Genomic DNA, 10,471 nt, shown 5'->3' with positions numbered 1-10,471 from the left:
GGCTGAAGTAGGTCCCAAGGGTTTGGCTGTTCGCCAATTAAAGCGGTACGCGAGCTGGGTTTAAAACGTCGTGAGACAGTTTGGTCCCTATCTGCCGTGGGCGCAGGATACTTGAGAAGAGCTGTCCTTAGTACGAGAGGACCGGGATGGACGTACCTCTGGTGTTCCAGTTGTTCCGCCAGGAGCAGTCGCTGGGTAGCTATGTACGGAAAGGATAACCGCTGAAAGCATCTAAGCGGGAAGCCTCCTTCAAGATTAGGTATCCCCGGGAGCAATCCCCTGAAGGCCCGTTGTAGACCACAACGTTGATAGGCCGGGTGTGTAAGCGCAGCAATGCGTTCAGCTGACCGGTACTAATCGGCCGTGAGGCTTGATCATAATTATTTCCCGAACTTTTTAAAGGGGGTGGTTACACCACCCCCCATATTTACCCTGAAAACTTCTCGCTTGTGTGATTGGAAAGATATATTTACAAGGTTTCTCGGTGGCTATGCCGAGGGGGTCACACCCGTTCCCATCCCGAACACGGAAGTTAAGCCCCTCTGGGCCGATGATACTGCATGGGTAGCTGTGTGGGAAAGTAGGTCGCCGCCGGGATTTTTTTGAAAGCCCCGCACTCAACTAAGAGCGCGGGGCTTTTCTCGTTCCGGATTCATTCCCGCCTTTTGCTTGCCTCTACGCGGCCACTTCTGCTCATTCGCTGTTTCTTGCTTGATATTATGACCTTGGCAGCATTGACTTTTACTTTCGAAATTGACCAAAAAAACTAAGCTAAAACTGGTTCTGTAGAGAAGGTTACAATCCCTAGTCGTTGCTACAGGCGCAGTTGCTGTTCTGTTTTATAGGGATCTCGCGAAACTTTAGGGATAGGGCGTTGTAGGTCAGAAGCCTCCCGGTCAGAAGATCCCCTATGTCTAGAAGATGTTTGATTGCTTCCGTCGCCTGAAGGCTCCCTATTATCCCTGGTAATATGCCCATGACACCTGCTCTTGAGCAAGCAGTGGCTACTTCTTCGTTTTCTGGTGGGTCTGGGAAGATACAACGGTAGCAGGGGGATTTGCCAGGGAGGACAGTCATGGTCTGGCCGTTGAATTGAAGAATCCCCCCGTGCGAAAACGGCTTGCCTATGGAAACGCAGGCGTCATTTATGAGAAACTTGGTGTCGAAGTTGTCTGTAGCATCGATGACGAAATCGAAGTTTTCAATAATGCCTTTAATGTTTGACGAGTCAACCCTTGTCTCAAATGTGGTGACATTTACATCGGGATTCATGGCCGTTATTTTTTCCCGCGCTGATACCACTTTGGGTCTGCCAAGGTCGGCAGTATGATGGGCAATCTGTCGCTGGAGGTTTGAGAGTTCCACACGGTCCGAATCTGCTAAGCCGATGGTGCCGACTCCCGCCGCCGCCAGGTAGAGGGCAATGGGGGAGCCAAGTCCCCCGGCGCCAATGATCATGACCTTTCCAGCCAGAAGCCGTTCCTGTCCAGCATGGCCAACTTTTTCAAGCATTATGTGCCTTGCGTATCGCTCAGTTTGTTCTTTGGTCATCATGATGGTGTCTTTCGTTGAAGTCGGTTGAGGTTAGATTGCGATAGAAAAATGCCCCGTCTTGTCGAGGCGGGGCATAAAGACTCTGATAAAGCATTTGAAGGTATTACACAATTATTGGAGTAAGATGGTTTTTTATTTTCTTAAGGGCGTTTTCCTCAATTTGACGAACCCTTTCCCGCGATATGGAGAAGTGGTCGGCGATTTCCTGGAGTGTGAGCGGTTCGTCAGAGGCAACCCGTCTTTCAATCACGTAACGTTCCTTTTCGTTGAGGCGCTCCATGGCTTGAGCTACTTGTCCCTGAAGTAGTGACGCCTCCTGTTGTTCCGCTAACGCTTCTTCCTGATTCTGACGGTCGTCAATGAGCGACTCCAGCAAAGTTAGGCCTTCACCGGCAACCACCTCAGCGTCTAACGAGAATTCACCTTGCATCCGCTGATTCATTTCGACTGCTTCCGACTCCTTTACGTCGAGAGCCAGTGCGGTGGCTTCCAGATTATCAGCTCCAGTTAATTGTCTGATGGCATTCTTTGCTTGATTGAGCTTGAAAAAGAGCTTCTTTTGCGCCTGAGTGGTGCCAATTTTCAAAAGGCTCCAGGCGGAGATGATGTAGTTCTGGATATAGGCCCTGATCCACCAAACGGCGTAGGAAATGAGGCGGATTCCCTTGTGCGGATTGAATTTGCGTACGGCCATAATTAGGCCTATGTTTCCCTCTTGAATCAAGTCGAGCATTTTCATGCCGTAGGATTTGTATTCAGAGGCAACCTTCACCACAAAGCGAAGGTTTGAGGTGATGAGCCGATGGGCAGATTCCAGATCTTTTTCCTCGAAGAACTTTACGGCGTAGAGCCGCTCTTCGTCGGGGGAGAGGAGTGGGAATTTCCGTATTTCAGTCAGGTAGAGGGAGAGACTGTCAGCGACTATGGGGAGATTCATGGTCATGAACATGGCCTCCTATTGCATTGTGCATTCTTTGTCTGGCACTCAACATGCTTGAGTGCTAACAGTGTAACAATCAAGAAGCGAAAAATCAAGGGGTTGGATTCTCGTTGCCTTGTCAGTGCAGGCTTGTCGCTTTTTGTCGATGAATGACGGGATTGGATAGTGGGTAAGGGGAAACCCCTTGCCCCTCCGCATACTCATGTGATAAACCATAAAAGTTACATATTACGACGCACTGCGCCTAATCAGATGGAGGTTCCATAAGATGGAGATTAGAATCGCGCCACTGCCGGATGACCGGAAGAAAACCAAGTACACTGACGAATCTCATCTGGGATTCGGGAAACTTTTCACTGACCGGATGCTCATGGCAGAGTGGAAGGTGGGCCAGGGCTGGGTTGATGCTCGCATCGAACCGTATGCTCCTTTTGTCCTCGACCCGGCATGCTCGGTATTTCATTATTCCCAGGAGATTTTCGAGGGGCTCAAGGCTTACAAATGGGAAGACGGATCCATTGTCCTTTTCCGCCCGGAGATGAATGCCCGGCGCTTTAACCTTTCCGCCGACCGGCTCTGCATGCCCGAGGTGCCGGAGGACCTTTTTGTCGGCGGCATTGAAAAGCTTGTTGCGCTGGAGCGTGACTGGATTCCATCGTCAGACGGGACATCTCTCTATATCCGTCCTGCCATGATAGGCGTTGAACCGGCTCTGGGGGTAAAACCGTCGGATATCTACTATTTTTATGTGATTCTCTCGCCTGTGGGGGCGTACTACTCGGCGGGATTCAAGCCCATCAAGATCATGGTGGAGGACCACTACGTCCGTTCCGTTCCCGGCGGTACCGGTGAGGCCAAAACCGGCGGCAACTACGCCTGCTCGCTCAAAGCCGGCCTTGAGGCGAAAGAAAAGGGGTATGACCAGGTCCTCTGGCTTGACGGGGTCCACCGTCGCTATATTGAGGAAGTGGGCGCCATGAACATGCTTTTCGCCTACGGGAAAACCATCGTGACAGCATCCCTTACTGGCACGATTCTGAATGGCGTCACCCGTGATTCAACCTTGAAGCTCGCGGCGAGCCTTGGCTATACCGTTGAGGAGAGGCTCATAGACGTGAACGAGCTGATGGCAGATATCCGTTCCGGTAAAATAACGGAGGCTTTCGGCAGTGGTACGGCGGCGGTCATTAGCCCGGTAGGCGTTCTTGCATACAAGGACGAAGTCTATACTGTCGGTGATGGGGGCGTCGGACCGATCACTCAGCAGCTATATGATACTCTGACCGGTATCCAGACCGGCAAGATTCCCGACACCTTCGGCTGGGTGCGCAAGATTGCTTGATTTAAAGTGAACGGGCGGCGGAAACGCCGCCTTTTCGTTTGTTCTGACTTTCTGCTACTATTGCGGCAGAGGAGATACCATTCGCACGTTTCTATGAAGGTGCCCATGAAGCGGAATTACGACGTCAATAAACTCTGCCTCTCCTGCCGCCGCCAGTGCAAGCAGATGGCCACGGCCGTCATATCCTCCTGCCCCCGCTATTACCCTGGTCCAAAGATAAAAAGAGAGAACTGGAAGCAGATGGAGTTGGACCTTCTCTCCTTTTCCTGATCAGTTCTCCCGCCTTGCCCATCAACTCCGATTTTCCCATCACCTCCTTGACTTAGCTTTGGGGCGTGCCTATGTTTTTCCTGTAACGGGAAAGGAGAACGCACCATGATCAGACCTGAAAAAATGACAATAAAAACCCAGGAGGCCCTGGCGGGTGCCCAGCAACTTGCCGGCAGGCAGGGAAACGGAGCCATCGAGCCCGAGCATCTGCTGGCCTCGCTTCTTGAGCAGGAGGGGGGGCTCGTTGTTCCGATCCTCCAGAAAGTCGGTGCTGCCCCGGCAACATTGCGAAGCGCTGCTGACGAACTTTTGAAAAAGCTCCCGCAGGTGAGCGGCGCCACGGCTCAGGCCTACCTCTCGCCCACCCTGAACAGGATTCTGGATATGGCTCAGCGGGAAGCCGACGCCATGAAGGACGAGTTTGTTTCTACCGAGCATCTTCTACTCGGTTTTTTTGCCGCGAAAGAGTGTGCGGCCACCCGGGCGCTAATCGATGCCGGCGCCAGTCGGGAGAACATTCTAGCGGCCCTGGTTGAGATCCGGGGCGGTGAGCGGGTCACTGACCAGAGCCCAGAGGATAAGTATCAGGCCTTGACCAAGTATGCCCGGGACCTGACCGATCTCGCCCGACAAGGGAAGCTGGATCCGGTCATCGGCCGTGATGATGAGATCAGGCGGGTGCTCCAGGTCCTGTCACGGCGCACCAAGAACAATCCGGTCCTCATCGGTGAGCCGGGGGTGGGAAAGACCGCCATCGTGGAGGGGCTTGCCCAGCGGATCATTTCTGGCGACGTGCCGGAATCCCTGAAGGACAAGCGGCTCGTGGCCCTCGATATGGGAGCGCTTATCGCGGGAGCCAAGTACCGGGGGGAATTCGAGGAGCGCCTCAAGGCGGTTATCAAGGAGGTTGCCAAGTCCGAGGGGAAGGTAATCCTCTTTATCGATGAACTCCATACCCTGGTGGGGGCCGGTGCCGCCGAGGGGGCAATGGATGCCTCCAACATGCTCAAGCCTGCCCTGGCCCGGGGCGAACTCCACTGCATCGGCGCCACCACCCTCAACGAGTACCGTAAGTACATCGAGAAGGACGCGGCTCTGGAGCGCCGTTTCCAGCAGGTCTATACCGGAGAGCCGAGCGTGGAAGACACCATCGCGATACTGCGGGGGCTCAAGGAGCGGTACGAGACTTACCATGGCATCCGGATCAAGGATAGCGCCATCATCGCCGCCGCTACCCTGTCTGACCGCTACATCGCTGACAGATTCCTCCCCGACAAGGCCATCGACCTGATTGACGAGGCTGCATCGCGGCTGAGGATAGAGATTGATTCCATGCCCATGGAGATCGACGAGGTGGAGCGCAAGATCATCCAGCTGGAAATCGAGAAACAGGCTCTCCTCCGGGAGCAGGATCCCCATGCCCTGGAGCGGCTGAGAAAGCTTGCCGACGAACTGGAGGATCTCAAGGCCAAGTCTGCCGTGCTCAAGGGGCATTGGCAGCGGGAGAAGGAGATTATCGGCCAGGTGAGCCAGCTCAGACAACGGCTTGAGGAGAAGAAGGAAGAAGCGAAAAAAGCCGAGCGAGAGGGGAGCCTGGGGCGGACGGCGGAGATCCGCTATGGCGAGATTCCGGCCATTGAGAAGGAGATAGCCGAGAAGAGCGCCGTGCTGGAGGAAATCCGCAAGGAGGGGAAGATGCTCCCCGAAGAGGTGGACGGTGAGCTCGTGGCGGAAATCGTTTCCAAATGGACCGGTATCCCCGTTTCGCGCATGCTGGAGGGGGAGGCGGACAAGCTTGTGCATATGGAAGAGCGCCTCAAGACCCGCGTGGTGGGGCAGGATGACGCGCTGCTGCTGGTAGCCAATGCCATCCGCAGGGCCCGGTCAGGGCTTTCGGACCCCAACCGGCCCATCGGCTCATTTCTTTTCCTGGGCCCCACGGGGGTCGGGAAGACCGAAACCGCTAAAGCTCTGGCTGAATTCCTTTTCAATGATGATCAGGCTATCGTTCGGATCGATATGAGCGAGTACCAGGAGAAGCACACAGTGGCCCGCCTCATCGGCGCCCCCCCGGGCTACGTTGGGTACGAAGAGGGGGGGCAGCTCACGGAGGCGGTCAAGCGCCGCCCCTATTCCATAGTTCTCTTTGACGAGATTGAGAAAGCCCATTCCGAGGTGTTCAACGTTCTCCTCCAATTGCTCGATGACGGCCGTCTCACCGACGGTCAGGGGCGGACGGTGGACTTCCGCAATACGGTCATCATCATGACGAGCAACCTGGGGTCCCAGTGGATTCAGCAGTATGGCGCCAGCGACTACACCCGCATGAAGCAAATGGTGACCGAAACCCTGCGGGAGAGCTTCAAACCCGAATTCCTGAACCGGATCGACGAAGTGGCCATCTACCACGCGCTGCCGCTGGAGCGGATCAAGCAGATCATAGACATCCAGATAATGGAGTTGAAGAAGCGTCTCGCCGAGCGGCACATCACCCTGGAGATCACTGACAAAGCACGGGAATACCTGGCACACGAGGGGTATGATCCGGCTTACGGGGCGCGTCCTCTCAAAAGGGCGATCCAGCGCAAGGTTCAGGATCCCCTTGCCCTCATGCTCCTTGAGGGGAAGTTTCACGAGGGGGACACCGTCCGGGCCGACCTGTCAATGGGGGGGGATAGCCTCGTTATTACTAGAAAATAGCGTTTTTGGGATTTCATGCTCTTATTCGGGTCCTCCTTTTTTGGGGTGACCCGTTTTTTTTCTTCTCAGGGGCGTTAATCGAGGCTAGGATTATCGAAAACCATATACGGGGATTTCATGAAGCATCTGTTTTTGTGGACCATTATAGTTTCAGCGGTTTTGTTTGGAGGCCCCGGTGGACCGTTGCCGCTGTTTGCGGCAGATTCTTCTGCGGTTTTCCATAAGTCAATCAACAACGAGTATGCATCGCTGCGGAATATGCTGGTTGACCGCTTTGGTAATGGGGCGCCGAAGCATTGGGGTCCGGTGGTGAAGGGGGTAAAAACGCGGCTGGCAGGTGACGACAAGGTCATTGCCCTTACCTTTGATGCCTGTGGCAGTCCGCGGGGGAAGGGGTTCGATGCTGCGCTTATCGGATTTCTGGAGCGGGAGCGCATTCCTGCGACGCTTTTTGTGAGCGGCCTCTGGATCGAGGCGAACCAAGAGCTTTTCAGGCGGCTGTCAGCCAATCCTCTCTTCGAGATTGCCAACCACGGTTATCGACACCGTCCTGCCTCAGTCACGGGACAACATGCCTATGGTATCCCGGGGACCGGGAACGTAGGCGAAGTAGTTGATGAGATTGAGCAAAATGCCCGTCTGATAGAGAACGTAACCGGCAAGCGCCCAGCGTTCTACCGCTCCGGCACCGCCTACTACGATGAAGTAGCGGTGGAAATTGCTGCCGCCCTGGGGCAGCAGGTGGCGGGATATTCACTTCTTGGCGACGCAGGAGCTACCTTTTCCGCACAGCAGGTGCGGGACGCACTGCTGGCCGCCAAGCAGGGTGATATTGCCATCTTCCATATGAATCATCCCGAGTCGGGAACTGCGGCCGGGGTAATGGCGGCTGTTCCTGAACTCCGGAAGAGGGGGTTCCGGTTTGCGAGGCTATCCGACGTGACCGTTGAGTAACGAGATATCCCTTGATTTATCGGGCCGTATAGGTTTAGATAAAATCCTTTTCACTCTACCTCGGGAAGTGACATTTCCATGAAATCCCTGACACTCAAGGCCCCTGCCAAGGTTAATTACCGGCTTGATGTACTCCGACGCCGTCCCGACGGTTACCATGATCTTCGGATGATCATGCAGAGGATTAGCCTCTGTGACGAAATTACAATCACGCTTTCTGATATGCCCGGCATTCGGGTCGCCTGTGGCCGCGAGGGTGTGCCGGACGGGCCGGGAAATATTGCCTGGCGAGCTGCCGATGCGCTTCTGAAGCTCTCCGGCCGACAGTCCGGAATCGATATTGCCATAACCAAGAACATTCCGGTTGCGGCGGGGCTGGGCGGCGGAAGCAGCGATGCGGCTACGGTTCTCTTGGGGGTTAATGAACTCCTGGGCCTTGGGCTTTCCACTGAGAGGCTCATGGAGATTGGTGTCACGCTGGGCGCTGACGTGCCGTTCTTTGTTTTTGGCAAAACTGCCCTGGCAGAGGGGATTGGTGAAATACTTACGCCGATAGAGGCTGTTCCGCCACTCTGGATGGTGATCGTAAATCCCAATATTCCAGTTTCGACCGCATGGGTTTATGGAAGTTTACGGTTGACAGAAGGGCGGATTGGCGATAATATTCCTCGCTTCTTTAAGGGTGTAGCCGATGTCTGTGCAGTTCTCTCCAACGATCTCGAAACGGTGACCATAAGTAAACATCCGGTAATCGGAGAGATCAAGGAAATGCTGATTGCCTCTGGGGCCTCGGGGGCCCTCATGTCAGGCAGCGGTCCAACGGTTTTCGGGCTTTTTCCGTCCGAAGAAGGAGCGCTGGAGGCGGCCAGGTCCATCGGCGAAGTGTCCGGATGGTTTGTGACGGTAGCCAGGGCGCTTGTGTAGTATCTTCCGGTACGGCAAAGACGTACGATATATTGGGGCGTCGCCAAGCGGTAAGGCACCGGATTTTGATTCCGGCATTCCCAGGTTCGATCCCTGGCGCCCCAGCCACTTACTAAATCGTTGCCCTGCTGGCTGCTGCGGGGAATTTATTTTTGTGTAGGCAAGGTAGGTTATGAACGACAAAATCAAGGTGTTCAGCGGCAACTCAAACCGGGCGCTTGCAGAGAAAATCTGTGAGAATCTCGGGCTCCCCCTCGGTAAAGCCAATGTGAAGAATTTCTCTGACGGCGAGATCATGGTGGAGATTTCCGAGAACGTGCGCGGGCGTGACATCTATGTGGTTCAGTCCACCTGTGCGCCCACAAATAACAACCTGATGGAGCTTCTGATCATGATCGACGCCCTGAAGCGGGCGTCGGCAGCCACCATTACCGCGGTAATCCCCTATTACGGTTATGCCCGGCAGGACCGCAAGGCGGCGCCCCGGACACCGATTACGTCCAAGCTTGTGGCGGACATCGTTACGACATCAGGAGCTGACCGCGTTGTTACCGTCGACCTCCATGCCGGTCAGATTCAGGGCTTCTTTAATATTCCCGTTGACAACCTTTATGCCGCGCCGGTCATTCTCGAGAACCTCAAGCAACGTTTTCCCGAAAACGGCATTGTAATGGTCTCCCCCGATGCCGGTGGTACCGAGCGTGCCAGGGCCTTTGCCAAGCGGCTCGGGTGCACCCTGGCAGTTATCGATAAGCGGCGTACCGGCCCCAATGTGGCTGAGGTCATGCACCTGATCGGCGACGTGAAGGATAAAACCGCCATTATTCTTGATGACATGATCGATACTGCCGGTACGCTGACCCAGGCTGCCAAGGCGCTGAAGTCTCACGGGGCTAAAGCCATTTATGCCTGCGCCACCCACGGCGTTCTTTCGGGACCGGCCATCGACCGGATTAACGATTCAGACATTGAGGCGGTCGTTATTACCGATACTATCCCTCTTGGGGATAAGGCTGAAAGAACAAGTAAAATCCGGGTGCTCACCGTTGCCGACCTTTTGGCCGAGGCCATTCGACGGATTCATGGCGATGAGTCCGTAAGCTCCCTTTTCGTTTAGTGTTCGTGCGGGGAACCCCGCCGCAGTATAGAATCTGAATTGCCAGTCGCGGAGGAAATTATGCAACAGAAGACGATAAGCATAGAGGTAAGAGAGAAAACCGGTAAGGGCATCGCACGGAAGCTGCGCGCTCAAGGCGGGGTTCCCGGAGTTGTCTATGGCAAGGGCATTGAGCCGGTTGCCGTGTCCGTCAATGCCAAGGAGCTTGCTGCCGCCATTGCCGGTGAAGGCGGGCGCAATAATCTGATCGCTCTTCAGGGCGGCGGGAACCTCAACGGTATGACCGTTATCGTTGCCGATCTCAAAAAGGCAGCGCTACAGGGGACTTTCATTTCCGTTGATCTTCACAAGATCGACCTCGACGCCAAGGTTCGGGTACATGTGCCCGTGTCGGTTGTTGGTACGGCTGCCGGCGTCAAAGAAGGTGGCATGCTTGATATTGTCATGCATTCCCTTGATCTGGAGTGCCTGCCGACGCAGATACCCGATCATGTTGAAGTGGATGTGACGGCGCTGGCCATTGGCCACTCCATCCATCTTGGAGATCTGACACTTGCCGCCGGCGTCAAGGTGCTCGGCGATCCGAAAGCGTCGGTTGTCAGTATTCACGGCAAGGCCCAGGAGACGGAAGTCGGAGCTGAAGCCGAAGCTGAGTAACCGGCTTTTTCTC

9 protein-coding genes, 1 tRNA gene and 2 rRNA genes (1 of these 12 running past the window's edge) are annotated in these 10,471 nt (G+C 54.9%); 10 read left to right on the top strand and 2 right to left on the bottom strand.

What is annotated here, in order from left to right; genetic code table 11:
- Both JZM60_RS02160 and rrf read left to right on the top strand, forming a co-directional pair.
- Nucleotides 1-378 (top strand): 23S ribosomal RNA (locus JZM60_RS02160) (it extends 2,578 nt beyond the left edge of the window).
- A gap of 102 nt (nucleotides 379-480) precedes the next feature.
- Nucleotides 481-597 (top strand): 5S ribosomal RNA (gene rrf, locus JZM60_RS02155).
- A 207-nt stretch (nucleotides 598-804) separates the two neighbouring features.
- Here the strand turns inward: rrf and JZM60_RS02150 are convergent.
- Both JZM60_RS02150 and rpoH read right to left on the bottom strand, forming a co-directional pair.
- Nucleotides 805-1,554, bottom strand: coding sequence for a HesA/MoeB/ThiF family protein (locus JZM60_RS02150; RefSeq protein WP_207163902.1), 750 nt, complete (start codon nucleotides 1,552-1,554; stop codon nucleotides 805-807).
- A gap of 103 nt (nucleotides 1,555-1,657) precedes the next feature.
- Nucleotides 1,658-2,497: an RNA polymerase sigma factor RpoH gene (rpoH, locus tag JZM60_RS02145; RefSeq protein WP_207163901.1), complete on the bottom strand. Its 840-nt coding sequence runs from the start codon at nucleotides 2,495-2,497 to the stop codon at nucleotides 1,658-1,660.
- Between the two features lie 265 nt (nucleotides 2,498-2,762).
- Here rpoH and JZM60_RS02140 point away from each other — a divergent pair, with 265 nt between their 5' ends.
- The 8 genes from JZM60_RS02140 to JZM60_RS02105 all read left to right on the top strand — a co-directional run bounded on the left by JZM60_RS02140 (nucleotide 2,763) and on the right by JZM60_RS02105 (nucleotide 10,458).
- Nucleotides 2,763-3,836: a branched-chain amino acid aminotransferase gene (locus tag JZM60_RS02140; protein WP_207163900.1), complete on the top strand. Its 1,074-nt coding sequence runs from the start codon at nucleotides 2,763-2,765 to the stop codon at nucleotides 3,834-3,836.
- 105 nt (nucleotides 3,837-3,941) lie between these two features.
- On the top strand, nucleotides 3,942-4,106 hold the full coding sequence (locus tag JZM60_RS02135) for a hypothetical protein (protein ID WP_207163899.1): 165 nt from the start codon (nucleotides 3,942-3,944) through the stop codon (nucleotides 4,104-4,106).
- A gap of 105 nt (nucleotides 4,107-4,211) precedes the next feature.
- A complete protein-coding gene (gene clpB / locus JZM60_RS02130) occupies nucleotides 4,212-6,806 on the top strand; it encodes an ATP-dependent chaperone ClpB (RefSeq protein ID WP_207163898.1) in 2,595 nt (864 codons plus the stop codon).
- A gap of 117 nt (nucleotides 6,807-6,923) precedes the next feature.
- The gene (locus tag JZM60_RS02125; protein WP_207163897.1) at nucleotides 6,924-7,760 is read left to right on the top strand and encodes a polysaccharide deacetylase family protein; all 837 of its coding nucleotides are present in this window, start codon (nucleotides 6,924-6,926) and stop codon (nucleotides 7,758-7,760) included.
- Between the two features lie 78 nt (nucleotides 7,761-7,838).
- Nucleotides 7,839-8,684, top strand: a complete 846-nt coding sequence (ispE, locus tag JZM60_RS02120; protein ID WP_207163896.1) for a 4-(cytidine 5'-diphospho)-2-C-methyl-D-erythritol kinase — start codon at nucleotides 7,839-7,841, stop codon at nucleotides 8,682-8,684.
- A 33-nt stretch (nucleotides 8,685-8,717) separates the two neighbouring features.
- Nucleotides 8,718-8,792 (top strand) — tRNA-Gln (locus JZM60_RS02115).
- Nucleotides 8,793-8,856: 64 nt separating this feature from the next.
- Nucleotides 8,857-9,801: a ribose-phosphate pyrophosphokinase gene (locus JZM60_RS02110; protein ID WP_207163895.1), complete on the top strand. Its 945-nt coding sequence runs from the start codon at nucleotides 8,857-8,859 to the stop codon at nucleotides 9,799-9,801.
- A gap of 60 nt (nucleotides 9,802-9,861) precedes the next feature.
- A complete protein-coding gene (locus JZM60_RS02105; protein ID WP_207163894.1) occupies nucleotides 9,862-10,458 on the top strand; it encodes a 50S ribosomal protein L25 in 597 nt (198 codons plus the stop codon).
- Nucleotides 10,459-10,471: the final 13 nt, after the last annotated feature.

Source organism: Geobacter benzoatilyticus (assembly GCF_017338855.1).
Classification (GTDB): Bacteria; Desulfobacterota; Desulfuromonadia; order Geobacterales; family Geobacteraceae; genus Geobacter; species Geobacter benzoatilyticus.
The sequence above is the reverse complement of the archived record's forward strand: the minus strand, read 5'-3'. Positions and strand labels throughout refer to the sequence as shown.